The following is a 26002-nucleotide window of genomic DNA, read 5'->3' as shown; positions in this document are numbered from 1 at the left end:
CAGCTTAAGTTATTCTCTTCAAGTTTTTCCTTCTTAAAACCACTTAAATCAGAACTTCGTAGAAATACCAAAATTCAATTGCTGCAAACGATCACCCTCCTGCTTTGTTATTGGCCAAGCATAATCAAAACGCAAAGGACCAAACGGAGAATCCCACATCAAACTCACACCTGCAGATGAGCGCCAAGCACTTTTGGTATGGGTAACAGGCGGCTCCCCCTTGAAAACAGCTTTATAATTATTGCCATAGAGCGTAGCAACATCCGCAAATAAAGCACCGCGCAATCCAAATCCTTCAGGCACAACAGGAATAGGAAACTGTACTTCAGCAGTCGCATTCATATATGTCGTTCCCCCTAAGAAATAAATCTCACCCTTACTAGAAACCTGACGAGGACCTATTCCATTGTATTTGAACCCTCGGATCATATCAGTATTTGCTTTAAACATATCGAAAATACGAACACCCTCTTTGCCTATTTCGTGGATATAACCACCGCCAAAGGAAAGCAAGCCAACAATATCCCTCTGATCAGAAAGAGTCTTGTACATCATCGCCTTACCCGTGGTCTTCAAGAACTTTGCACTCCCGCCAAGTCCTGCATACTCCTGAAGAAGATGCACATACCATCCATCATGAGGGTTCCTCATATCATCAATCGTATTATAGGTTAAACCATAACTAATCGATGAACGTTTCCAAGGACTTTGCTTAGCTGCTTGAACAATCGCACCAGAATATTTTCCATATAACTCTATTATATCACTCTCTTTGTTGAAATCATACTCTCCGCCAAAATCATATTCTTCTTGCACATAAGAATAAGCAACATTCGCAGATAATTGATCATTAACAGGCAAAGAAAACCGTAGTGATCCCCCTGTTTGCCGTACATCATAGGATTTATCAGCACGATAAGTGCTGCGAAAAACATCAATGCCAGCCGATAAGCGGTACCCTAAGAAATAAGGATCAACAAATGATAAATTATAATTACGAGATTTTTCTTGCCCCGCTCCTAACCCTAAACGAACATACTGACCACGTCCTCCAAGATTACGTTCAGTAACAGAGACTTCAAGTGACATACCAGGGCTTGTTCCCCCCGTTGTATAGCCTCCAGAAAGAGAGAGATCTCCTGTTGAAGCTTCGACGACATCTATCACCAAAACAACCTGGTCAGATTGTTCAGTGGGAACCATTGAAATATTAACGGCCTTGAAAAAACCTAAACTTTCTAGACGACGTTTTGCCCTCTGTAATAAAGTTTGGTTGTAAGCATCCCCTTCATTTAAATCGATCTCACGACGAATGACGTAATCACGTGTTTTCTCATTACCACGTATATCAATACGTTGAATATATGCACGTGTACCTTGTTCAATATTATATAAAATTGAAATCGTATGATTTGCTAAATTACGGTTTCCCCGTGGTTCAACTTTAGCAAAAGCATACCCTGAATCAGCAACCTTATTATTAATAATAGCAACAGACTGTTCAATATCTTCTGCACTATAAATATTACCTGGCTGAGTTTTAAGTTTGCTTTTCACAGATTGAATGTCAATTCCATCAACATCACTTTCAACCTGAATATCACTAATTTTATAGCGCGGCCCTTCATCAAGAACGAAAGAAATTTTATACGCATTGCTTGCAGCATCAAAAGTCGCCTTAGAAGAGACAACACGAAAATCTGCATAACCACGATTATAATAAAAGCGCCGTAAAGCTTCTTCATCAGCAGCGAGGCGCTCTTCACTGTAAACATCGCCTCCCAACAACTTCGAAAAAATTCCTGAAGATCTTGTTGAAATCACATCACGCAGCCGGCGGCTTGCAAAGACAGTATTTCCCTTAAAAGTGATATCTCTAATCTTTGTTTTTTGTCCTTCAACAACATTAAACACCACATTAACACGCCCTTTTCCAAGGTTAATCGTTTGAACGTTAACAGTGATATTATTACGACCTAATGTTTTATAAGCTTCACGAATCGTATTGATATCAGCAGACAGCTTAGCAGAATTAAAAGGTTCATTTGGCTTTAAAGAAATAAACCGTTTAAGATCTGGGTCTTTAAAAGATTTATTTCCCTGAAATAATATTTTATTGACAACCTCATATTCTTTTACGAATACAACCAATTTATCTCCTACTTGATTTATTTTAACATCATAAAATAAACCTAATTCGAAAAGATTCTTCACAGCATGATCAACATCACCACTGGAAATTCCTTGTCCAGCCTTAATACCCATATTGTCCCGAATCGCCTGAGAACTTACAAACTTATTCCCACGAACCTCAATAGAACGGACTACAGATGCTTGTATTTCTCCAACCGCAGCAATTGACATAAAAACCGTTGCTGGGGCAAGCATCCCCATCTTTAACACTAACACAGATGCTGCATTTAAAAACTTTGAATTTGTAGTCATTGGCTTTTTTCACCTTACTCTTGTTCCTTGGACACGATGCCTTAAAAAGCTAACTGCCATAACAATCTTTTTACAGCGAGACTTTTTATCCCTTAATTACTCATTATAATGTACAACGCCACAATATTTTGCAGACATGGTAAACAACCTTCAATTTATTTTTGCTATTATTACCCAATTTACAAAGCGTTTTCCATAATTTAATTAGCTAAACCAACAAAAATAATCATTAAAGAAGACAAAAATCATAAATAGGAGAAGAAGGGAAAAACCTAAACGAAAAAAAAATCCTTGAATTTTAGTGGATATTTTTCTCCCAGTAATGACCTCAACGACATGAAATAAAAGATGCCCACCATCAAGCGGTAGAATCGGGAAAAGGTTAATAAGCCCAACGCTTATTGAAAGAAAGGCGGACAAATTCAATAAAGAGATAAAACCTGTCTCACTCACTTTCCAAGCAATTTTTACGGTTTTAGAAGGCCCACTGAGCCGACAACGATCTTCTTTGCCTCCGATTAAACGACTCATAAAAAGAACAGTTTGAGTAGTAATAAACACAGTACGGTTGAAAGCTTCTCCTATAGCTGTTACAAAACTATAGCGAATATGTTTTATATAAGTTGGATCTAAACGTGCAGGATGATTTAAATCAACAGGAACACCTACACCGATCATAGTACTTTGTGTTCGATTCCCAAACCCATCATCTTGCTCAATAACTTTTGGGGTAATAACCGTTGTAAACACGCGCCCCATGCGTTCTATTTTAAACTCTATCGGTTCTCTTCCATGAAAAGCCACATAATTCATCAAATCTTCAAAACTTTCAACCCGTCGACCATCCATTTCAACAAAACGGTCCCCTAATTCCAAACCAGACTGAATAGCAGGGCTCTCTTTTACCAAAGAACCAACAACGGGTTCAATGGCAACACGGCCATAAATAAAGAAAAGAAACGTTAGAATAACAATGGTAAAAAGAGCATTGAAAAAGGGACCAGCAAAAACAGTTGCTGCTTTTTTCCAAGCATGCGCACTGGCAAACGAACCCTCAGCAATCGAAGATGATGGTGATGAGAGTGTCTCGTTTTTATCCTCCTCCCCAACAAACTTTACATACCCCCCTAGAGGGATAAGTGCAAAACGCCATTTCGTACCATGCTTATCTATATAACTGGCTATTTGTGGTCCAAATCCAAGAGAAAAAACTAATGCCTTAATACCACACCACCGACCAATGAGATAATGCCCAAGTTCATGCACAAAAATGATGAGCATAATGATGAAAAGAATACCTAAACTTCTTAAAAGAAGATCACCCATAGTGACCATATGATTTAAAAGTTCCAAAATACTTTCTCCCCATTAAATCATACTAAAAAGATTAAAAGGTGCATTCATATCAGATATCAATGAACCAATTAAATAAAGAAGACAAGTTGCTCCTACCAATCCATCCATACGATCCATAAAACCACCATGTCCAGGCAATAAAAAACCGGAGTCTTTAACAGAAAATCGTCTTTTAAGCCATGATTGGCCTAAATCACTTAATTGTGAAACAATTGATAAAACAAGTGTAAGGAGTGGCACAAAAAAACTTGCTAAATTTATATCAAAAAATCCAAAAGCAACCCATATACCACCAAAAACGCCGACAAATGTACCACCAAGTGCTCCTGACCATGTTTTATTAGGAGAAAATTGTGGTGCTAATTTAGGCCCCCCTAATGCACGTCCGATAAAATACCCACCAATATCGGTTCCCCATACTATCGTAAATAAGAAAATAACGACTTGGAACCCCAACATCTCATGATCCCGTAAAAAGCATAAAGCCACAACAGGAAAAGATGCATATAAAAAACCACAAAAAACCCAACCACTGTTTTTTATAGATATAATAGCCAATACTGCAGCCAACACGATTAAAACACAAAAGATCAATGAAGCAGAGATATTCAACACTAAAAAAAAGCCAATGAGAAAATAAAAAATACCTGCTAATATCTTTTGTAAAATACACCACTTCTCTTGAGTAATATTCATCCACTCATAAAGAATAAAACCGCCAACACACCATGCTAACAGAAAAAAAGCAGTCCCCCCCAACCATGTTAGATACAAAGCAATAACGCCAAACACAAAAGCCGTTAGAACACGATAAACCAAATTAGACAAGACAACATCCAAACAATAAAAATAGAAAATACAACCTCTAAAATTGATGCAAAAAAACTTCCCTATCCCGTATTTTTATTCCATACTTGTGCAAATCTCTCTTATAATTTATCATAAACGATTTAGTCTGCCAAGATAGTGCTTATCCAACGAATAATCAATGAAAACAGATCAAAAATCTTCCTTATCTCGCTTAATCTTAAAATAAATTTTCAAAGATTTCTTAAACATAAAATGAGAAAGTGATTATTTACGCCCTGCATAAATTAACTTAGAGTTTTTTTCGTATAAAAGAGCTCCTCTATTAGCTCTTCATCATTAAAAAACGAATTACGCTCCATAACATCCACTTGTTCCATTATCTTGCGCGCATGTTGTATAATGGATGGTAAGAGTAAGGCATTATTTTTTTGTGCTATATACCTCAAAACCATCTTATAATATTTGAGTCACCCCTCATAATGTTTCTCATCACCTGGTTTAATAATACCTACAGTAAAAGGGAGACACCCCTCACAGATTAAGGAATAAAAGCATAACTCCTTTAAAATTAATCTTTTCCCTATTAAGGTAATCAAATAGCTTTCTTGCATCATACCTTGCTATCACAAGGCATACGACTCCCTGCTCTTATTCATAAAAATAATTTACACACTGAGAATAAAATATTTTCCTAGCAAAAAAGTCTTAAACGTGCATAATCTCAGATTCTTTCACGACTAAAATTTTATCAATATCAGCAATGGTTTCATCTGTGAGTTTTTGAACTTTTTCGGATAAACTATGGGCTTCATCTTGTCCAATTTCACCATCTTTTTCTAACTTTTTCAAATTGTCCATACCATCACGACGAACATGACGTGTCGCAACACGCGCTTGCTCCGCGTAGTGATGCGCAATTTTTACAAGTTCTTTACGGCGTTCTTCATTCAATTCAGGTAAAGGAATACGTAAATTCGTACCATCAGTTATGGGATTTAAACCAAGACCAGAATCGCGAATAGCGCGCTCGACAGCGCCTACCATCGTTTTATCCCATACAGAAACAGAAAGCATCCGAGGCTCGGGAACAGAAATATTAGCAACCTGATTAATGTGTACAATAGAACCATAAGATTCAACGGTCAAAGGTTCCAATAAACTCGCCGATGCCCGTCCCGTCCGCAAGCCACCTAATTCATGTTTAAAAGCCGTAATAGCGCCATCCATGCGACGCTTCAGATCATCCATAATTGATGCAACATTCATATTTCTGTCTCCTTCAATTGTCCTTTGAAGCTTAGCCTTATTCCGATACCATTGTAAAGCGCCCTGTTCCATTCAAGACCTTAGCTAAACCGCCTTTTTCATGAATGGAATACACAATAATCGGTACATTATTTTCACGGGCTAAAGTGACCGCCGTTGAATCCATAACCGATAATCCCCATTGCAAAATTTCAACATGTGTTAATTGGTCAAAACGCTTAGCTGTAGGGTCTATCTTGGGATCGGCTGAATAAATACCATCAACTTGTGTTCCTTTAAGAAGAACATCCGCACCAATTTCTGCTGCACGTAACGTCGCAGCAGAATCAGTGGTAAAAAATGGATTTCCCGTACCGCCCGCGAAAATAACAACTTTTCCCTGATTCATATAAGCTATCGCTTTACGTTGTGAAAAACTTTCACAAATTTGTGGCATCGCAATCGCAGAGAGTACAACAGTTTCAACCCCTAATTTTGTCAATGATGTTCGCAATGCTAAAGAATTAATAGCCGTTGCAAGCATTCCCATATGATCACCTGTCACGCGATCCCCACCACGCGAAGCAACAGCAACACCACGAAAAATATTTCCCCCACCGATAACAACCGCAACTTCTATCCCCATTGCGCGCACTTCTGCAATATCAGTAGCAATACGGTCGACAACAGAAACATCAATGCCAAAACTCTGTCCCCCCATAAGAGCTTCACCAGAAGCCTTTAAAAGAATACGTTTATACGGAAGTGCTAATGCCATTCATAATCTCCCAAAAGCACATTTACTTTTTGCTTTTGACACTACGAAGGGCACCACCTTTTTTCACGTGACGCCCTCACAACAACTACATCGTTTTTAGCAGAGATTCTAAAAACAATGATGATTTTAAATCTCTTATCAAAAGTTTGCAATAACTAGCCTTTTGCTGCTGCCGCAACCTCTGCAGCAAAATCAGATTCCTCTTTTTCAACACCTTCACCAAGTGCAAAACGAACAAAGCCTGTGATTTTTGCTGGAGCACCAATTGATTTCTCAGCATCCTTTAAAGCAGCCTCAACAGTCATATCAGGATTCATAACAAAAGCTTGAGAAAGTAAGACAACCTCTTCGAAAAACTTACGCATACGTCCCTCTACCATTTTTTCAATGATATTTTCAGGTTTTCCAGACTGGCGTGCTTGATCTGAAAAAATTGCTTTTTCACGCTCAATGGCACTAGCATCAACATCTTGTGCTGTAAGTGCTAATGGATTGGTTGCCGCAATATGCATTGCAACCTGCCGACCAAAAGCAAGAGCTGCTTCTTTATTTCCCGTTGTTTCAATTGCAACCAAAACACCAAGTTTTCCAAGCCCATCAGCCACACTATTATGTATATAAGTCGCAACAACACCATTCTCAACAGACAATTTAACAGAACGACGAAACGTCATATTTTCGCCAATTGTACCAATTGCATCTTTAATTGCAAGCTCTACAGTCTTCTCAGAGCCTGGATAAAGAGAAACAGAAACAGATTCAACATCACCTGGCGTACCCAAAGCCGCAGTAGCTACTTTACGCACAATGTCTTGGAATCCATCATTGCGTGCAACAAAATCTGTTTCAGAATTAATCTCAACCAAAACTGCATGTGAATCTTTTGATACGACTCCAATTAATCCCTCAGCAGCTGTACGACCAGCCTTTTTATCTGCTTTTGCTATCCCTTTTTTACGAAGCCAATCAACAGCAGCTTCCATATCACCATCGGTTTCTGCCAACGCTGCTTTACAGTCCATCATTCCAGCGCCAGATAATTCTCGAAGTTCTTTTACTTGTGCAGCAGTAACGCTCATATTTGCCTCTTCATTCTGTAACAGTGAAAACGTGCAAATTCCCTCTGCACGCCTATAACTTTTTCTTTAGATAATAAAAGTACCTTAATTAGGCACTTTATATTACTCAGAAACTGCTGAAACCGCATTTTCTTCCAAAATAGGCTCCACTGGTGCATCAACTTGAGCTCCTAAGTCGATACCCATTGCACCTTGCTGGCGTGCAATACCATCAAGAGCAGCACGCGCAAAAAGATCGCAATAAAGAGAAATCGCACGTGAAGCATCGTCATTCCCTGGTATTGGATGTGTTACATCATCAGGATCACAATTGGTATCAATAATGGCAATCACTGGAATGTTTAAACGTTTCGCTTCTTGGAGTGCAATATTTTCTTTATTTGTATCGATAACAAAGATAAGATCTGGGACAGAACCCATATCTTTAATACCACCAAGCGCACGATTAAGCTTTTCACGATCACGCTCAAGATTTAAACGTTCCTTTTTAGTAAAACCTTGTGCTTCAGCAGCAAGAATCTTATCAAGCTTTCGCAAACGATGTATCGAATTGGAAATCGTTTTCCAATTCGTCAGCATACCGCCAAGCCAACGCGCATTAACATAATATTGGGCAGAACGATTTGCTGCATCAGCGATAATTTCAGATGCCTGCCGTTTCGTACCAACAAAGAGAATACGACCACCACGCGCAACAGTGTCTGAAACAAGTTTAAGCGCTTGATGTAAAAGTGGAACGGTCTGAGCAAGATCAATAATATGAATATTATTACGCTGACCATAAATATAGGGGGTCATCTTGGGATTCCAGCGATGAGTCTGGTGACCAAAATGTACACCTGCTTCCAAAAGCTGGTGCATTGTAAAATCGGGTAGTGCCATAAATCTTATCCTTTCCGGTTCAACCTCCGCGGAAAAAGCAGGAAAACCTACTACCGGCGGATGTCTGCTAGACTTTCCTCACAGATTATCTACAAACACCCAAACTCCGCGTGTGGAATAGCGCAAACATACTAATATTTGATTCTTTTTCAAGTTATTTTCTTCAATCATTTAATATTTGCATTTTCACATTGATCAAGATCTTTTCCAAGTTCAAGGAATTCAAGACTGTTCAATTTTGCACGCACTGAAAAAGTTCCGTAATCTATATGAATATCACGCATGATGCCATTCTCATGTAAAAGAAACCTGCTCTGATAAACCGGCAAACCATCTTTATTTTCACCATCATCAAAATAAGAGATTGTAACAGGCCAATATTCTTCTTCATCCAATTTTTTCATTTTTTCCGTCTCATTATCAGATAAAAGCGCTTTCTTTTCCCCGATGACGATACTTTCTTTTATAACTTTATCCGCTTTATTTGTCCCATCAAAAACAGTAACATTATAAAAATGATCCCCCGCTTTTGCATGGCGAATAATATTCTTTAATTGCATTATTGGAAATTCAGCCATTGCAAGCTTATACTCTTTTTCCTTTGGCTTTTTTAAGGTAACTGTAATACCATCTCCCGTTCGCTCCGCGACTCCTTCAGCACGATGCGTAATCTCTTCCCCTTCTTGATCGGTCACATTAAAACGAAACATACGGCTATCTCCTGCTTCATAACTCGTCGTCTGTTGATCCGTTAAACGGACCGGCATATCTTCAACATGAAGACGGCTAATAAAACGAAAACGTGTGCTATAGCCTTGGCATGGAGAGCCAGTAAGCTCGTAAACCATTCGCCCCGACATCCCAGAAATTGTCATTTCATGAGAAACATTATCGAGCTGAAAATCATAAATTGCTCGATGAGGCACAATAAAAATAGGCTCCTCAGCTCTCGCCGTACAGAAAAAAACAATATATAAAACTATTACAAATAATGCTCTAATCATTCCCAACTTCCAAACTTTATTCCCGTTGCATAACACTATACAATAAGGCAAAAAAGGCTAATTTCTCAATTAACCACACATTTCCTTCAATCAAAAAATAAGTTATGCAATGATATGTTTATAGAATAGCTATGGAGTTTAAATTATGACCAATGTGATTGAAAAAAACTTAGAAAAGTTCGGAATCACTCTTCCGGCAGCAACGCAACCCCTTGCTAATTACATCACAACTTCACAAAGTGGCAATAAGCTCTTTATTTCTGGACAGCTCCCTCTTATAAATGGAAAACCTATCGCCATCGGTAAAGTTGGTGCAGCTGTGAATGTCGAACAAGCCAAACAAGCATCTGAAGCTTGTGCTCTCAATATTCTCGCTCAACTCAAAGAAACTCTGGGTGATCTCAGTAGAATAAAACGCGTGGTAAAAATTACTGTTTTTGTGGCTGTTGATTCTCATTTTACTGATATCCCTTTTGTCGCCAATGGAGCTTCTGATTTATTTGTCAATATTCTTGGTGGAATTGGGAAACATGCCCGTTCTGCTATTGGTGTTGCCTCTCTGCCTATGGATGTTCCTGTAGAAGTTGAAGCCATCATAGAAATCTAAATCTTTATTCAAAGGCAGTGCATTCCTTAAAAATCACTGAAGTCGAGATATTTTTTTATCTTACACTCTGATAAACCTTGCACTTTTCCGTTTTGACATTAAAATTCCACCCTTACGATAAAAGGAAATATTTTTATGAAACAAGCTTATGATGATAACAATATTTTTGCTAAATTAATTCGTAATGAAATCCCTTCTGTTCGCGTTTACGAAGATGATGATGTTATTGGATTCATGGATATCATGCCACAAGCACCAGGGCACACACTGGTCATTCCTAAAAAAGGCTCTAGAAACTTACTTGATGCCGATACTGAAACATTATTTCCTGTTATTAAGGCGGTTCAAAAAATCGCCAATGCCGTCAAAAAAGCCTTTCAAGCCGATGGCATAACGATCATGCAATTTAATGAAGCGGCTAGTCAACAAAGCGTTTATCATCTCCATTTCCATATTATACCACGTATGGAAGGAATAGAACTTACTCCTCATAATGAAGTGATAACGCCTACAGAAATACTTGAAGAGAATGCCAAAAAAATTCGTGCAGCCCTATAATAGGCCCTTTTGTAGCATATTCTTAAGATGTTGCGCTTTTCTTTCCTACAGTTTTTTTATTAAAATTTTTCGTTTTGCTTTTCTTTGAGCTAACAGATAGATTAGAAGAGGAAATTTCTAACTGTAATCTTTCTTTTTCGCCATTTGACTTTTGTGTCGATACGCGAACAATGCCGCCATTACGTAAATTTCCAAATAAAATTTTATCTGCTAATGGCTTTTTAATATATTCTTGTATAATACGTCCTAATGGGCGTGCTCCCATCTGGGAATCATATCCTTTATTGGAAAGCCATAAAGTTGCAGAAGGGCTTAATTCAAAACAGATCCCCCGATCAGCTAATTGTGCTTCAAGCTGAAAAATAAATTTTTGCACGATCTGATTGATAGTTAAGTGAGATAAAGGTGCAAACGGAATAATTGAATCTAATCGATTGCGAAATTCTGGTGTAAATAACCGATTGATTGCCTCTATATCCTCACCATCACGGCGGACTTTCCCAAATCCAATTGCTGATTTTGCCATATCTGAAGCACCAGCATTGGTTGTCATAATCAAAATAATATTGCGGAAATCAATTTTCTTGCCATTATGGTCTGTTAATCGACCATAATCCATGACCTGCAATAAAATATTAAATAACTCTGGATGGGCTTTTTCAATCTCATCGAGCAACAGGACGGCGTGAGGCTTCTGATCAACTGCATCTGTAAGGAGACCTCCTTGATCAAAGCCTATATAGCCTGGAGGAGCTCCGATTAAGCGCGCTACCGTATGGCGCTCCATATATTCTGACATATCAAAACGTAAGAGTTCAATGCCTAAAGATGATGCAAGTTGTTTTGCAACTTCAGTTTTTCCAACCCCGGTTGGTCCTGAAAATAAATAACTTCCTATTGGTTTATCTGGTTCGCGTAAACCTGCTCGCGCCAATTTTATAGATGAAACTAAGAGGGAAATTGCCTGATCTTGCCCATAAACAACATGCTTGAGTTCTCTCTCAAGCTTACTCAATATCTTCTGATCATTCCGCGAAACTGTTTTGGGTGGAATCCTTGCAATCGTAGCAATAGTCGCTTCAATTTCTTTAACACCTATAGTCTTTTTGCGCTGTTTTTGTGGTAAAAGCTTTTGCGCTGCACCACTTTCATCAATAATATCAATTGCTTTGTCTGGTAATCTACGATCAACCATATAGCGTGAAGATAATTCTACAGATGCCTTCATTGCCTGATCTGTATATTTGATCTGATGAAAATCTTCAAAGTAAGGCTTCATCCCCTGCAAAATCTTAATTGTATCAGGAACAGAGGGTTCATTAATATCAATCTTCTGGAAACGGCGCTCTAAAGCACGATCCTGTTCAAAGAATTTTCGATATTCTCTGTAAGTTGTCGAGCCAATACATCGCATAGTGCCAGAAGATAATGCAGGTTTTAAAAGATTTGCTGCATCCATATTTCCCCCTAATGTTGCCCCTGCTCCAATTAAGGTATGAATTTCATCAATAAATAAAATAGCATCTGGATACAGCTCAAACTCTTTAATAACTTGCTTTAATCGTTCTTCAAAATCACCGCGATAACGTGTACCAGCAACAAGTCCCCCCATATCAAGAGAAAATATCGTTGCATTTGATAAAACTTCTGGCACTTGCCCATCAACAATACGCTTTGCTAACCCCTCAATGATAGCGGTTTTTCCTACTCCGGGATCACCAACCAAAAGCGGATTATTTTTTGATCTTCGACATAGAATTTGAATCATGCGTGAAATTTCTTTTTCGCGGCCAATTAATAAATCAATTTTCCCATTCCGCGCTTTACAATTAAGATCAATACAATAACCCGTTAAAGCACTCGTTACCCTTTCACCATTGTCTGAAATCTGCTGATCTAATTGCTCTTCAAGTCCTTCAAGTAACATGGATAATCCATCATCACGCGTAATACCATGTGAAATAAAACGTACAGCATCATAGCGTGTCATTCCCATCTCTTGAAGAAAATAGGCTGCATGGCTTTCACGTTCAGAAAAAATTGCAACAAGAACATTTGCCCCTGATACTTCATCTTTTCCAGCAGATTGAGCATGTATCACCGCACGTTGGATAACACGCTGGAAAAAAGCTGTAGGTTTTGTATCCTCACCAGCTTTAATCTGTTCATCTAACTCTGAGCGAAGATAGTTGGTTAAGCGTTCGCGCAGTTCCTCCACATCTACTTGACATGCCTGAATAACGGAATTTGCATCAACATCATCTAACAGCGCAAGAAGAAGATGCTCTAATGTTGCATATTCATGTCGCGCTTGAGTAGCAATTGTTAATGCACGATGCAAAACCTCTTCAAGACTAGGTGTAAAAGATGGCATAACTCCTCACTTCCATTCCATTACACATTGTAACGGATGTTCATTTTGACGTGCACACTCCCTCACTTGTACGATTTTCATTTCAGCAACTTCATAAGTATAAGTTCCGCATTCTCCTATCCCATTGTGATGAACATTTAACATAATCCGCGTTGCCTCTTCTAAACTTTTTTTAAAAAAGTTCTTCAAAACGAAAACAACAAAATCCATAGGTGTGTAATCATCATTCAATAAAAGAACGCGATATAATTTAGGTTTTTTCAGTTTCACCTTAGCCTTAGGTATTATAACCGCACTATACCTATCTTCATCCCAATTCTTGCCTTTTTTATTATGCATAATGTGGAGTTTTTCATTATACATAATATGAGATATAGAGTTTATTATGAATGTTTGTTTCATTATTGTTTTCCATAGAGCAAATTTCTTATTAATTTTAAGTTCTTTCAAAACTATTGCAATAGCTCTTTCGCATAAGATAAAGACTTTCCTCCTATGGTTAGATTTAAGTCACTCATAAAATAACTACTGTAAACAAATTAGTAATACCATTCGTCTAAACTGCATCAACACGTTACGGAAAAGGAAGCTTTATAGAAGTTTTTCAGAGTAAATGTAGAAATAGGATACTGCAAGTGTATATTAATGATCAAAAAATTATGCGCTGCTATAGAAAGATAGCAATTTCTTTTGTTATGTTAGCTTTTTCTTGCTGTTGGGCATCAGCAACCCCCCAAGGAGCCTATCCTGATAAGTATGCGGCTATTGTTATAGATGCAACGACCGGGAAAACTCTCTTTCAAGCCAATGCAACACTGAAACGTTATCCTGCTTCTTTAACAAAAATGATGACACTGTACCTACTGTTTGAATCTATGCAGATGGGTCGTGTGACACCCAATACTCCAATTCCTGTTTCACAATACGCTGCAATGCGCCCACCAACAAAAATTGGATTTAAAGCAGGTCAAACAATTTCTGCAGAATCCGCCGCTAAAGCACTCATTACAAGATCAGCAAATGATGTTGCTACAGCCATTGCAGAATATCTTGGAGGGAGTGAAAAAAAATTTGCTCGAATGATGACAGTAAAAGCGCGTAAACTTGGCATGAGACATACACATTTTGCCAATGCTTCAGGACTTCCAGATGTACACAATTATTCTACGGCACGAGATATCGCCACTTTGTCATTAGCTCTTCGTAAACATTTTCCCAAACAATATAAATTGTTCAAAATAAAAAGTTTTAATTTCCGTGGACATACAATTAACAGCCACAATAAACTCGTTAAAATAATGAAAGGTGTCGATGGAATTAAAACAGGGTATACACAAATGTCAGGTTCTAATTTAGCAACTTCGATGCGTCTTGAGGGACGCTCTGTTGTTGCTGTTGTTATGGGAGGTAAATCATCTACTGCACGTGACGAGCACATGGCCAGCTTATTGAATCAATATTTGCCCAAAGCAAGCCAAATGAAAAGTGAGAAACGTTTAATAGCTTCTGTACGCTATCACTTACCCACTGGCGCAAAGACTCCTATACCGACTATTAAAGCTGATTCAAGTAATTTTGACGATGAAGTTTCAACTATGTTGACAGCATTTGCAGAACAACCTAAAAACTCCAATGTCGCAATAACAGCTGTAAATAGGGTCATTGTACCAATCCCTAACCCTCAAAAAGCTATACCGGTTGAGACTCATAAAATTGTTAACGCCTCTTTATCCACAAATACCGGATGGGCTATCCAAATTGGTTCTCTTCCTAGTAAAGCACAGGCAAACACTCTGCTTTTAAAAGCAAAAGATACAGCTTTTTCTACTTTAAAGAACGCCTCTTCACATATGCAACTGTTTGAAAAAAATGGGCAGCGTTATTACCGTGCCCGATTTACAGGATTTCAATCAAAAAAAGCAGCATTTGATGCTTGTTCTACATTAAAGAAAGCAAATTTTAACTGCTATACTGTAGCCTACTAAAAGTTTTTGAATTCTGCGTTAAGGATAGTATTATGACAGATAATGCTTTTGCTTCATTTTATGAAAAAAAAATTTTATTGAAGCAATCATCCCTCCTTTCATTGCGTTCCCTTCACGATGCTGCAGCAAAACTTACTGGTTTAAAATATAGTTCAACTGCATTAGATACAAAATCCCTTGTTAATCTTCTCATTTGCCAAACAATGCGTAATCGTCGTCTCATGATGCCTCCCGTACGCATTCATTTGCGTGTTGCGAGTCAAACTGGTAATGTACCTATTAAAATCCGTCTAGGAGCAACAAATATTTAATTCTACAAATCTTTTCCAAAAAATTGTTTTATTATTGCACCATTGTCTACAGTCTTAGAAAATCCTTTAATAGACATACTTCTTTCTTAAGTTGTAGGCGTTATGTTGATGGCTTTTTCAATTATCCAATATCTTCAAGTTTCCAATCAAACTATTTTTTAAGGATACAAGAATACCAAATATTTTTCCACTTTTTGAGTTAATAGCAAAAATTGTCCTTGATATCTTTCTGAAAAAAAATGAACCATTCATGGGACGAAAGCCTATCATTTTAGAGGTTATTGTAAAAGTGCAATAAAGAAAATCCCTCTTAATAATGATTTCCTCTACAACATAAACGCTGTAAAAATAATCTAAGCCCTTTTATTTCTTTCAACAAACAAAGCAAAGTTAAAAATACAAAGACTGTCGATAAAAAACGTAAAAGAAATTATCAGATTAAATATCATGGTACAGTTTCTATAACATTTTAATTTATAATGATAATTTATTTTTTATATACCTTGATATAGTGACAAATGAAATAGGACAATGAGATGAAAAAAATTAATTTACTTTTAGAAATGGTAAAGATATACGGAATTCTTCTTTAGCATCTTGTCAACCTTTACACCTTCAGCAGAAATTATCCATAAATCATCTTTAATCTAATTATCACAACTATAACGCAATGGATGTGTGCGAATCCTGTAAGAATAAATATACGCAAAATTAAATGTGTTATGCGTTGTTTGGCAAAGTTTTTTATAAAAAAAGCAGTCTTTTCTCTTCAATTCATTGCTAGTAGATTTTGCGTTTTATAGAGTTGTTTTCTTCCTAAGAGAATCTGTACTTTTTCTTATTGCCTGTAAATCAATATCCAAAGTCATCGCATGTTTGATATAAATATTCAGGTGATTTAGTGTTTTTTCTTCTGTTGTAACCTTTATATGCCAGATAGAAGAAAGGGTATAACCTATCTTTGCTTGTATAATCTCTAAAACAGACAGAAAACTTAATTTTGGAAGAATAGGAAATTTTAAAGGTAAAAACTAGTCCCAAACCTCACCGTCTCTCCTTTTAATTAAGCTTTACAACTTTCAAAATCACCTAAAGCGATGTTCTTTAAATAATGAAGATTATGCATTATCTCACGTTTTTGTTTATCGCGTTTTTTAATGATATCACAATCTTCATCTAAAACAAATTCACGAATAAGCAATACGATAATGTCCTATTATCTGCATTCTATTCTTTATGAAAATTTTGATAAACATTTTTAATATATACGCTACTATTTATTTTAATTTTTTTTCGGTACAGGATTTTAAATAAAAGTTAGAGAATAAGATTTTCTAAGATCCTTTAAGGATTGCAAATTAGAGTTTCTTTTCAAGGTATTTTTTTCCATATCAGCTGTCCAAAAGATCTCTACTTAAAAAAAACATAAAATCCAGCTAGAAAGTAGTGATAGATTGATCGCTTATTTTACTCAATACTTATTTATTTTCCCAATGAGACTGCTTTTCCATTTCAAAGACAAATCAAACAGATATAAGCAATACTCTCCTTCCAATCTTGCAGGCAAAAGCTATTGCTCCTTCAGAAAGCACGAACCCGCCTTAAATTTATCTTAAGCATACTGCTAAATTAAATTTGAATTTTGATTTATAAGCCACAAAAAACATAAGCTTTCTTAGGAAGTAAGAAAGGTGATCCTTCCCCAACGAGTCCAGTTATGGATTAAAAAATATTCCGGCTCTTAACAAGAAATCGCACTTCTAACAAGATATTGCATTGACTGCGAGACCACCTTTACTTGTTTCTTTATAGCGTTCACTCATATCATGACCCGTCTGACGCATTGTTTCTATACAAGCATCAAGAGAAACAAAATGTTCCCCATCACCATATAATGCAAGAGAAGATGCCGTTACTGCCTTAACCGCTCCCATTGCATTACGTTCAATACAAGGAACTTGTACAAGACCTGCAACCGGATCACACGTCATTCCCAAATGATGCTCAAGCGCAATTTCCGCTGCATTTTCAATTTGAGCCGGCGTTCCCCCTAATGCCGCGGTTAATCCCGCCGCGGCCATTGAAGATGCCGTTCCAACTTCACCTTGGCACCCAACTTCTGCACCAGAAATAGATGCATTATGTTTGATAACACCGCCAATAGCTGCTGCCGTCAATAGAAAATTATGTATTCCCTCTTGATCTGAATTATCATTAAACTGAAGATAGTAACGCAAAACTGCAGGGACAACACCAGCGGCCCCATTTGTTGGGGCTGTAACAACACGACTACCCGCTGCATTTTCCTCATTGACTGCCATAGCATATACCGAAAGCCAATCATTTGCCCAAAGTGGATAATTGAAATTTTTCTTTTGATTTTCCAAAAGCGTTTCATGCAGCTTTTTAGCACGCCTTGGAACACGTAATCCACCAGGCAACTCACCTTCTTGTGAAAGACCTCTATCAATGCAATTTGTCATCGCTAAAAAAATTTCATCAAGTCCTGCATCTAGAGAAGAACGCTCAATCTTTGTTTCTTCATTTAAGCGCTTCATTTCAGCAATCGAAAGTCCAGACTTTTCTGCCATTGATAACATTGTACGAGCAGAATCAAAAGGATATGGTACCTTAAATACTTCTGGTTGTATATCACCATTCATATGGCTTAATTCATCCTCAGTCACAACAAAGCCCCCCCCGATAGAATAATAAATCTGTCGTAACAGAACATTCCCACCCATATCAAGTCCCTCAAATGCGAGTCCATTCGTATGTCCAGGTAAGACTTCTTTTCGTTCAAAAATAAGATCACTTTGCAAATTAAACTGATAAGCGGGATGGTCTTCTGGTTGCACTTTTTTTTCACGGATAACTTTTTCTAATAGGAATTCCATATTATTAGGGTCAACAGTAGAAGCTTTTTCTCCTAAAAGTCCTAACACAACAGCCCTATCTGTCGCATGACCAATACCCGTAAAAGCTAAAGAACCGTAGAGATAAACTCGTATACGAGAAACTTGAATATCGGATAACTGAGAAAAATCTCGCACCTTTTGCAAAAACATATTGGCAGCCATCATCGGGCCCATTGTGTGTGAGCTAGAAGGACCAATCCCAATTTTAAAAAGTTCAAAAACAGATAAAAACACGTATCACCCCAAAACTGTAATATGGCTTGAGCATACGCTTTTTATAACGTTTATCCTATTTAAAATCAAATTATGAGATAAACTAAAAAAATGACAGCAATAAACACGAATGTCGCCCGTCTTGCTACCACCCAACACTTTCTTTCTATAGTGCTTTCCATAGTCAACCTTTAAAATGAACAATACCCCTAGAGTCATCTAACTTTTCGAACCTAGTAAAATAAGTGTTAATATGCAAGACTAGAATTTAATAAACCTTTTTTAAAGTTATAGTTTACTGTATTCACATGCCTTTTTTACTGTGAGGGATACCCGAATAAAAGTCGGGGAATAGGATTTTGCAACATGCCTCTCAATTACGAATCAGCACTTCTTTTCGAAGTGTTTTTTTTGCTGTACCTGCTGTCCAAAGAGTCTCTAATTCTAAAAAGTCAAAATCTTTAAAAATCTCTCTAACAGCATCACAATCATTCAGACTCAAGACAAATTTGCCTTGAATGCCTTTGAGAACTTTTGCCATATTAACAAAATCATCTTCAACAAAATTACCTGAACTATAGCATTTCTTCTTTATAAAATAAGGCGGGTCTAGATAAAATAAACTGTCGGGCGCATCAAAAAGTTCAACAACCCGCTCCCACGATAAGTTTAAGATCGTCGTATCAAGAAGCTTCTGTCTAACACGTTTCATTCTTGCTAAAAGTTTGTCCGGATTAAAGCTTACCGTTTTTTTTCCTACAAAGCTAAAAGAATAGTAATCTTCTTTCCCATACATCACACAACGTTGAAGAAACAAAAAGCGTGCTGCTCTTTCAATTTTCGATAAGCTCTCTGGTTCAATAGCAGCAAGTTCAAAAAACAACTGTCTTGAACAAACAAACCACTCTAATCTTTTGGCTAAATCATCAAAGTCATTTTGAACACATTGAAACAGATTCGTGATCTCTCCATTCAAATCATTAATGACGGAATATTTCGCTGGTCGTTTGTTTAGAAAAATAACCCCTGAACCTAAAAACGGTTCAATATAGGTTTCATGATCAATACTATTTAAAATCGGTATAATTTTCTTACGTAGATAATGTTTTCCACCCATCCACGCAAACAGTGTCTGTGTAAATTCTTGTTTTGTCATATTTTTAAGGAGAAGTTTAGATAATTTTAGAATAAAAAATCTTACGGTATTTCTTGTTTCCTAAATGAAGTGGAAAACTAAAACCGTTTACTTTTATCACAAAATAAAAATCGTCAAAACTATCGGAGCTGTAGCATTTTGCGATATAGCATTCATCAAAATCCTCCTTGAAGAGGTAATTAGACAAATAATAACTAATCAACGCAATACGCTGTGCTATTGCATCATCATCTGAAACATCAATCACATGCTTCTGAAAACTAATATCTGGATTTTTTACTTTATTTTTTTTATGATGATGATAGCTAACTATGAGAAGATTATTTAAAAAATTTTGCCAACGAAGATTCGTTTCTGATGTTAAGAGGCAATCTTGTTTTAAGCTTGCATCTCCATTATGAGTTTTTAAAAATCTAATTCTATGCGGTGTATCAAACATAGGTTTTCTCTAACTTTTTGTTATCCACTTTTTTAAGTGTGAGAAGCTATTTTCTATGGCATCCATAAAACGGGACACATCGATTACAAACATAAAGACAATAAAGGCTATCCACTTCATAATGCGTGACATCATCTTTATGCCTTGGTACGTTTCTATCATCTCGTGAAGAAGCTGTTGTTCCGTTTCCGAAAGGTCTTTTCTCCGCTTACTTTGATTGCTACTCATTTTGCCAACCACATAAACGTGCTCCCTGTTGCTTAATCTTTTAAACCAAAAAATTACAAACGCTGCTCCTTAAACCGCTTGGCAACAATCACCAGTCCTGTACAAGCGGCTAAGACCATGATGCCTGCTAATGCCCATTGGACCGGTCCATTGCCTACCAAAAAACCTCCAAACCCAGAACAAGACCCTATAATCGGCGCGAGTGCTTCTATCTTTAAAAGACCAGTTGCACTACGCGTTTCTACCCGTTCATAATTCGAAGCAATGTAAGACCCTTTTACCCATAAACCAGCTTCGGCTGCTCGACGGTTGACTAAACCTATAAAAGGCTTGCCCCCCACTTTATTCCATTTCTGTAATTCACCAGGAACTGCTTCATAATCCCCTTGATTAAGCTTCTTCAACAACGTTGACTTGCAAAAAGCTTTCGTTCCTACGTTATAGCAAAACGACACCAAGGCTGCGAATTGGTTATCTGTTAACGAAACTGTTACAGATTCCTCTACCGTCTTCTCAAATTGCTTTAAGTCCTCACAAAGGATTTTTTCTGCTTCCTCTTTCGTAATACGCATGCCTTTTTTGACAAGCGGAGTACCGGCATTGTTGGTGTGACCATACCCTATCGTCCAAATGCATGCTAAATCTCTATATGCCTCTAAACGCAAGCCTTCCCATTGTTTGATAAGCTCTAACCCTTCCCTTGATATCTTTCTCATCTGACGCTCCCATAAAAAAAGCCCCACATCAGTGGGGCTGGATTAAAATCTTCTTTTATAATCTTCTATTGGCTATGATCTTTGATCAACTGCTCGACTTCTTCAACACTAAATCCTAGATTAAAAAGCGGCGCATAATCGCTTTCCTGTAATTCATATTGATAATGCTTGGCTACAAAATCTCCTTTCAGATCAGACGGCATTTGCGTTGTTAGACAAACCTTATGCGTATCATCTTCTATTCCATCTTCTCCGTCACTAAGCTCTTTAATAAAGACCCAATAAAAACGCGTCTCTAAAAGATCCTTGAGCCTTCTGACCGTTTCTGCCTTATCAAAAGAAAGCATATTCAGATAATCTTGCTTGCTATTTAAATGTTCTGGATAATCTATCATCTCAATATCCCCTAGACAAAACGACGTGAACGGCTGCACCCACGCGCCGAAACTTGTTCATTGCCACCATTGATAGCTATGGACCCTCGAGAAAATCGGTGGCTCTCTTCTTCATTATTCCAAGTCCCTCCAGCTACCATTGCCTTAGTCCCTACATCATCTTTTGTTGAGAAAAAAATAGAGCCTGACAAAAACTGCCATATATAGCCACAACCATCCTCACAACCAATGTAAGAAATCATACGACGATTTGCCGTATCCTTATGTCCTCCAGAATGTTTTGGAGAAGGCGCCTTTTTACCTTGAATACTTCTCTTATCGTTACTCCCATACATGGCTGAAGCAAACGCCTCATCACTCAATAAAGATTTTTTAACACGCGCCATATCTGTTGCATGATCGGTATAACTACGGTTTGTTGTTATATTGGTACGATAGACTGATTTCGTATTTTCACCGATGCCTGACTGAAGATAAATATCTACCCACATGTCTGTAGAGGGGTCGTAAACCATTCCTTCTGGCGAACTATGCGGGCGGTGATTGAGACACCACACAGAATTGGGTAATATATCCCCTGCTCTATAGCCTGATAAGGGATGCCCCGAAATCGTTCCAACATCCGCACAAAGAGCATGGAAACCTCCTATCTTACGAGAATTATTCGCTGTATATCCATCTGGATAGGTCGCGTTAACTGACAAAACAAATTTCTCCTGATTTTTACCCGCATCGTATGCCAGATATAAATAATAGTCCTTTCCTGGTGAAAGAATTTGGGGAATATCTATTCTTTTATCATTTGGATAACGCAACCATGATACATTATTAAAATTAAGAGCAATGTAGGTTCCTTGTTTCAAGGTGACTTGTTTTTTTCCTGATGCAACAAGAAACGGACTAGAAACTGATAAAATGCTTAAATTAGAATGTTTCAGTAAAGTGTTTATATCTTGCGTTAGCGCTTTTGTTTGAGAGACTTCTGTCTGAGCTACAGTTACCGCACTCTTCGTAGAATTCATCGTCGCTGTTACCGTTGCTAAAGATCTCTTGACAGCACCAAGCTCTTGATTTGTCGTACTTAAAGACTGTTTGGTTTGTTCGGTAAGACTTTTCGCACTATCTGCTGTTGACTTTGCACTATTGGCTAATTGCTTGGCTTTTTCAGCTTCATTCTTTGCTTCTGAAGCTCGTGTCTCAGCTGTTCCGGCTTTCTTCTTGGCTTCGTCTGAGTGCATACTCGCTAAACTTGCGGTAGTCTTAGCGCTATTGGCTATTTCCTTCGCGTTGTGAGAGTTACTATTAGCGTCATAAGCTATATTTTTCGCAGATTCTGCCTCACTACGCGCTTGCCTCGCATTATGTTCGGCAGAATCTGCTGTCTTTTTTGCTTCTTTAGCTATTTTGTCTGCTTCATTGGCTGCTTCCTTCGTTTTATTTACTTCTTCTTGTACCTCTTCAGCTGCTGTTGCCGCTAAATTGGCTTTAGATTTTGCACTATCAGCCGTTTGTTTGGCTTGGCTTGCTTCTTCTTGGGCTTCTTTGGCTATCTCTTTCGCTTCTTCCGCTATAGAATGTGCGCGACTAACGGCTTGTTTGGTTTCTTCCGAAATACTCTTAGCAGATAATGCTGTTCCCATCGCTGTATTAACTACTGTCTCTACCCTTTCTGCCTTGCTCTTGGCTTCTTCGGCTAAACTTTTCAAAGTTTCTGCATCCATATGCTCTACTAATGACTTGGCTTCATTCGCTACTCTTGTCGCCTCTGATGCATCCTGTTGTGCTTGATCTGCTTTAGAGACAGCCCCACCCGCTGTGCTTTTCGCCTCTTCTGCTATAGACTTTGCACTATCGGCTACTTGACGTGCTTGCTTTGCTTCATCCTGTGCCTCTTCTGCTGCACTCTCTGCAAAACTTGCTTTAACCTTTGCACTATCGGCTACTTGCTTAGCTTCGCTTACTTTATTCTTGGCTTCTTCAACGAGGCTTTTTATAGCTTCTGCACTATCTTGACCTGCTGCCTTTCCAGAATGGACAGCCTGTTCTGCCACTTTTTTCGCCTCTCCTGCTATTCTCGTCGCCTCACTTGCTTGCTGTTCTGCTTGTGTTGCTTTCTTGCTTGCACTATCCGCTACGCTTTTAGCAGCCTCTGCTATATTCTTCGCTGTACTCGACTGCGTCAATGATTCTGAGACTTTTTGTATCGTATCATCATCTGTCTGCTTTGCCGAATTGGCTGTTGATACCGCCCTCTCTGCAAGGCTTTTTACATCACTGAGTGTCTGTTTAACCTCATCACAAACATTCTTATTTACTTGTGCAAGATTCTTCGCCTCTTCTGATGAGGTTTTGGCTGCTTCTGCAATCCTCTTCGCATCATTAGCTGTGGTTAATGCCGTGCTTGCCGTCGTGCTCGCATCAGTCAATGCTGTTCGTGCTTGATCTGCTGTCTTTTGTGCCTCTGTGGAGGTTGCTGTCGCTTTTTCCGCTAAGTCCTTGGCTTCTTCACTAATACCTTTTGCCTCATTAACTAAGGTAATCGCCTGTGCGGATTGCTCCTTTGCTTCTGTAGAAGCCGTGAGAGCATTTGAAGACGCATCTTTTGCTTCTGACGCTCGTTGTTTTGCTTCTTCCGCTTTGCTCTTCGCATCTTCTGCCAAGACCTTGATCGCCTCTCCACCGCGTATCGTTTTACCCTCTAAACGTACCGATTGCTCTGCCGCTACCTTCGCTTCATTGGCTAACTTTATCGCTTCTGTTGCATTAGCTTGCGCCTCTGCAGCTTTAACTCTTGCCGTTTCTGAAACTTGTTTGGCTTCACTTGATACACTCTTAGCCTCTCCTGCCGTCGTTTCTATGATAGAGACGCTTGCCTTAACGCTTGTGACCTCTGCTAGGGCTTGTTCTACTGTCTGTCTTACCTCATTCACTGAACTGGTCACCGCTGTGACCCCGTCCTTTGCTCCCCTTGCACTCGTAACCGCTTGTGAAACTTCTTGCCTTACCTCTGTAACCTTCTGATCTGCTCGATTAGCTGCTGTCAAGGCTGTTTCACTAATACCCTTGGCATCATTGGCTGTCGTAGATGCACCATCTGCTACACCCTTGGCTTCCTCTGCTGTCTGCTTGGCTGTTTCTGCAAATATTGTCGCTTTTATCGCTGTTTGTTTGGATTCATTTGCTATTGCCTCTACCCTTTCGGCTTTCGTTGTTGCCTCATCTGCCTTACCATTTGCTTGGGTCGCTATAGCCTTAACTTCATGACACGTCGCTACCGCTGTCGCAGCTACTTGAGTCGTCTCCATGGCTGTTTGCTTTGCATCTCTCGCTGTTTGTTCTGCTCCTTCTGCAAGAGACTTGGATTCATTGGCTACTTTCGTGGCTTCTGTCGCACTTTGTTGGGCTTCTTCTGCTTGCCTCTTTGCATTATCCGCCGCATTTTTCGCTTCTAAGGCTGTCGACTTGGCTTGACCTGCCTCCTCTTTCGCTTCTTCTGAAAGCCTCTTCGCTGATTCAGCTGTTTGATTTGCTTGATCACTCGCCTCTTTTGCTGTATTTGCAACACTCTCTACGCTTTCGGCTTTCCTTTTCGCATCATTGGCTGTGCTAGATGCCGTATCGGCAATTACCTTCGCAGAACTTGCTTCTCTTAATGCTTCTTCCGATGTCTTTTGCGCTTCTGTTGATGCTCTCGTCGCTGTGTCTGCTAACCCTTTTACTTCTTCAGAAATATTCCTAACTTCATTGACTGATGTAACCGCTGTAGATGCTCTCTCCTTCGCATCGCTTGCTTCTGTAAGCGCAGTCGTCGAGGCATTCTTGGCTTCTATGGCTAGTTGCTTGGCTTCTTCACAAACGCTCTTACTTTCTTGGGCTAATCTCTCGGCTGATTCCGCTTTCTTCTGAACAGCTTCTGCTAAACTTTTTGTCGTTGTATCCCCTTCACGAATCGCTTGTCTATCAGCTTGTAAAGCTTGTTCTGCTGCTACTTTTGCTTCATTGGCTAGTCTAGAAGCCTCTAAAGCATCCTGTTGGGCTTGTGCTGATTTCAACGACGCTTTATCTGCTGTCTCTTTCGCAGTCTCTGCTGTCTGTTTGCCTTCTCTTACCTCTGTTAATGCTGTCTCTATTGACGTTTGTACTTGTGATACTCTTTGAGTGAGTTCTGTAACTGAAGATGTTGCCCGTTCCGATAACACTTTCGCATTTTCTGCCATATCCTTGGCATCATCCGCTGTTTGTTTGGCGCCATCCGCCTTAAGACTCGCTTGGGTCGCTACCGTCTTAACTTCATGACTCGTCGCTACTGCTGTCGCTGCTACTTGGGTCGTCTCCATGGCTGTTTGAGAAGCTTCTCTCGCTGTTTGTTCTGCACGTTCAGCAATCAATTTTGAGGAATCAGCTAATCTCTTAGCTTCTGTCGAGACATTCACTGCGCTGTCACTTATCTGCTTAACCTCTGCAAAACTTTCCAATACCGTAGCTAATGAACCTGATAACACA

The 26002-nt window shown here is 38.7% G+C and carries 21 protein-coding genes; 4 read left to right on the top strand and 17 right to left on the bottom strand.

Annotated elements, in window-relative coordinates; translation table 11 throughout:
- Positions 1-48: 48 nt before the first annotated feature.
- From bamA to D1092_RS02890, 8 genes are all read right to left on the bottom strand, one after another.
- Entirely contained in the window at positions 49-2445 is a 2397-nt protein-coding gene (bamA, locus tag D1092_RS02925; protein ID WP_120122107.1) for an outer membrane protein assembly factor BamA, read from the bottom strand.
- Between the two features lie 204 nt (positions 2446-2649).
- The gene (locus D1092_RS02920) at positions 2650-3798 is read right to left on the bottom strand and encodes a M50 family metallopeptidase (protein WP_120122106.1); all 1149 of its coding nucleotides are present in this window, start codon (positions 3796-3798) and stop codon (positions 2650-2652) included.
- 15 nt (positions 3799-3813) lie between these two features.
- Positions 3814-4629: a phosphatidate cytidylyltransferase gene (locus D1092_RS02915; RefSeq protein ID WP_120122771.1), complete on the bottom strand. Its 816-nt coding sequence runs from the start codon at positions 4627-4629 to the stop codon at positions 3814-3816.
- 687 nt (positions 4630-5316) lie between these two features.
- Positions 5317-5877 (bottom strand): ribosome recycling factor, encoded by a 561-nt coding sequence (gene frr, locus D1092_RS02910; RefSeq protein ID WP_120122105.1) that lies wholly within the window; start codon positions 5875-5877, stop codon positions 5317-5319.
- A 37-nt stretch (positions 5878-5914) separates the two neighbouring features.
- Entirely contained in the window at positions 5915-6634 is a 720-nt protein-coding gene (gene pyrH, locus D1092_RS02905) for a UMP kinase (protein ID WP_120122104.1), read from the bottom strand.
- Positions 6635-6789: 155 nt separating this feature from the next.
- Positions 6790-7713: a translation elongation factor Ts gene (gene tsf, locus D1092_RS02900; RefSeq protein WP_120122103.1), complete on the bottom strand. Its 924-nt coding sequence runs from the start codon at positions 7711-7713 to the stop codon at positions 6790-6792.
- Between the two features lie 102 nt (positions 7714-7815).
- Positions 7816-8595: a 30S ribosomal protein S2 gene (gene rpsB, locus D1092_RS02895; RefSeq protein WP_120122102.1), complete on the bottom strand. Its 780-nt coding sequence runs from the start codon at positions 8593-8595 to the stop codon at positions 7816-7818.
- A 167-nt stretch (positions 8596-8762) separates the two neighbouring features.
- Complete coding sequence (locus D1092_RS02890; protein ID WP_120122101.1) at positions 8763-9599, bottom strand: cell envelope integrity EipB family protein; 837 nt, start codon at positions 9597-9599, stop codon at positions 8763-8765.
- A gap of 145 nt (positions 9600-9744) precedes the next feature.
- Between D1092_RS02890 and D1092_RS02885 the strand changes: the two genes are divergently transcribed.
- Together D1092_RS02885 and D1092_RS02880 are read left to right on the top strand one after the other, a co-directional pair.
- Entirely contained in the window at positions 9745-10206 is a 462-nt protein-coding gene (locus D1092_RS02885) for a RidA family protein (RefSeq protein ID WP_120122100.1), read from the top strand.
- Between the two features lie 135 nt (positions 10207-10341).
- Positions 10342-10764 (top strand): HIT family protein, encoded by a 423-nt coding sequence (locus tag D1092_RS02880; RefSeq protein WP_120122099.1) that lies wholly within the window; start codon positions 10342-10344, stop codon positions 10762-10764.
- A 22-nt stretch (positions 10765-10786) separates the two neighbouring features.
- On the opposite strand, the gene clpA is transcribed toward D1092_RS02880, so the two are convergent.
- Positions 10787-13138, bottom strand: coding sequence for an ATP-dependent Clp protease ATP-binding subunit ClpA (gene clpA / locus D1092_RS02875; protein ID WP_120122098.1), 2352 nt, complete (start codon positions 13136-13138; stop codon positions 10787-10789).
- Between the two features lie 6 nt (positions 13139-13144).
- Positions 13145-13540 carry an ATP-dependent Clp protease adapter ClpS gene (gene clpS, locus D1092_RS02870; protein ID WP_120122770.1) on the bottom strand — a complete coding sequence of 132 codons (396 nt, stop codon included), beginning with the start codon at positions 13538-13540 and terminating at the stop codon, positions 13145-13147.
- 233 nt (positions 13541-13773) lie between these two features.
- Here clpS and D1092_RS02865 point away from each other — a divergent pair, with 233 nt between their 5' ends.
- Together D1092_RS02865 and D1092_RS02860 are read left to right on the top strand one after the other, a co-directional pair.
- Positions 13774-15123: a D-alanyl-D-alanine carboxypeptidase gene (locus D1092_RS02865; RefSeq protein ID WP_120122097.1), complete on the top strand. Its 1350-nt coding sequence runs from the start codon at positions 13774-13776 to the stop codon at positions 15121-15123.
- A 32-nt stretch (positions 15124-15155) separates the two neighbouring features.
- On the top strand, positions 15156-15434 hold the full coding sequence (locus D1092_RS02860; protein ID WP_120122096.1) for a hypothetical protein: 279 nt from the start codon (positions 15156-15158) through the stop codon (positions 15432-15434).
- Between the two features lie 1760 nt (positions 15435-17194).
- On the opposite strand, the gene D1092_RS02855 is transcribed toward D1092_RS02860, so the two are convergent.
- The 7 genes from D1092_RS02855 to D1092_RS09790 all read right to left on the bottom strand — a co-directional run bounded on the left by D1092_RS02855 (position 17195) and on the right by D1092_RS09790 (position 25974).
- On the bottom strand, positions 17195-18586 hold the full coding sequence (locus tag D1092_RS02855; RefSeq protein WP_120122095.1) for an L-serine ammonia-lyase: 1392 nt from the start codon (positions 18584-18586) through the stop codon (positions 17195-17197).
- Positions 18587-18938: 352 nt separating this feature from the next.
- The gene (locus tag D1092_RS02850; protein WP_120122094.1) at positions 18939-19721 is read right to left on the bottom strand and encodes a DNA adenine methylase; all 783 of its coding nucleotides are present in this window, start codon (positions 19719-19721) and stop codon (positions 18939-18941) included.
- A 16-nt stretch (positions 19722-19737) separates the two neighbouring features.
- Positions 19738-20160 carry a hypothetical protein gene (locus tag D1092_RS02845; RefSeq protein WP_120122093.1) on the bottom strand — a complete coding sequence of 141 codons (423 nt, stop codon included), beginning with the start codon at positions 20158-20160 and terminating at the stop codon, positions 19738-19740.
- Between the two features lie 9 nt (positions 20161-20169).
- Positions 20170-20400: a hypothetical protein gene (locus D1092_RS02840; protein WP_120122092.1), complete on the bottom strand. Its 231-nt coding sequence runs from the start codon at positions 20398-20400 to the stop codon at positions 20170-20172.
- A 41-nt stretch (positions 20401-20441) separates the two neighbouring features.
- A complete protein-coding gene (locus D1092_RS02835; protein WP_148255600.1) occupies positions 20442-21104 on the bottom strand; it encodes a lysozyme in 663 nt (220 codons plus the stop codon).
- Between the two features lie 65 nt (positions 21105-21169).
- Complete coding sequence (locus D1092_RS02830; protein WP_120122091.1) at positions 21170-21499, bottom strand: hypothetical protein; 330 nt, start codon at positions 21497-21499, stop codon at positions 21170-21172.
- An 11-nt stretch (positions 21500-21510) separates the two neighbouring features.
- Positions 21511-25974, bottom strand: a complete 4464-nt coding sequence (locus D1092_RS09790; RefSeq protein WP_241448287.1) for a phage major tropism determinant — start codon at positions 25972-25974, stop codon at positions 21511-21513.
- Positions 25975-26002 lie beyond the last annotated feature (28 nt).

Source organism: Bartonella krasnovii (genome assembly GCF_003606345.3).
GTDB classification, from domain to species: domain Bacteria; phylum Pseudomonadota; class Alphaproteobacteria; order Rhizobiales; family Rhizobiaceae; genus Bartonella; species Bartonella krasnovii.
This window is presented reverse-complemented; position numbering and strand designations above follow the sequence as displayed.

What these genes read in the sequence shown, in the direction of transcription:
- bamA (WP_120122107.1), bottom strand. Translation starts at nt 2,445, where the DNA reads ATGACTACAAATTCAAAGTTTTTAAATGCAGCATCTGTGTTAGTGTTA.
- frr (WP_120122105.1), bottom strand. Translation starts at nt 5,877, where the DNA reads ATGAATGTTGCATCAATTATGGATGATCTGAAGCGTCGCATGGATGGC.
- pyrH (WP_120122104.1), bottom strand. Translation starts at nt 6,634, where the DNA reads ATGGCATTAGCACTTCCGTATAAACGTATTCTTTTAAAGGCTTCTGGT.
- tsf (WP_120122103.1), bottom strand. Translation starts at nt 7,713, where the DNA reads ATGAGCGTTACTGCTGCACAAGTAAAAGAACTTCGAGAATTATCTGGC.
- rpsB (WP_120122102.1), bottom strand. Translation starts at nt 8,595, where the DNA reads ATGGCACTACCCGATTTTACAATGCACCAGCTTTTGGAAGCAGGTGTA.
- D1092_RS02890 (WP_120122101.1), bottom strand. Translation starts at nt 9,599, where the DNA reads ATGATTAGAGCATTATTTGTAATAGTTTTATATATTGTTTTTTTCTGT.
- D1092_RS02885 (WP_120122100.1), top strand. Translation starts at nt 9,745, where the DNA reads ATGACCAATGTGATTGAAAAAAACTTAGAAAAGTTCGGAATCACTCTT.
- D1092_RS02880 (WP_120122099.1), top strand. Translation starts at nt 10,342, where the DNA reads ATGAAACAAGCTTATGATGATAACAATATTTTTGCTAAATTAATTCGT.
- clpA (WP_120122098.1), bottom strand. Translation starts at nt 13,138, where the DNA reads ATGCCATCTTTTACACCTAGTCTTGAAGAGGTTTTGCATCGTGCATTA.
- clpS (WP_120122770.1), bottom strand. Translation starts at nt 13,540, where the DNA reads ATGAAACAAACATTCATAATAAACTCTATATCTCATATTATGTATAAT.
- D1092_RS02860 (WP_120122096.1), top strand. Translation starts at nt 15,156, where the DNA reads ATGACAGATAATGCTTTTGCTTCATTTTATGAAAAAAAAATTTTATTG.
- D1092_RS02850 (WP_120122094.1), bottom strand. Translation starts at nt 19,721, where the DNA reads ATGACAAAACAAGAATTTACACAGACACTGTTTGCGTGGATGGGTGGA.
- D1092_RS02845 (WP_120122093.1), bottom strand. Translation starts at nt 20,160, where the DNA reads ATGTTTGATACACCGCATAGAATTAGATTTTTAAAAACTCATAATGGA.
- D1092_RS02835 (WP_148255600.1), bottom strand. Translation starts at nt 21,104, where the DNA reads ATGAGAAAGATATCAAGGGAAGGGTTAGAGCTTATCAAACAATGGGAA.
- D1092_RS02830 (WP_120122091.1), bottom strand. Translation starts at nt 21,499, where the DNA reads ATGATAGATTATCCAGAACATTTAAATAGCAAGCAAGATTATCTGAAT.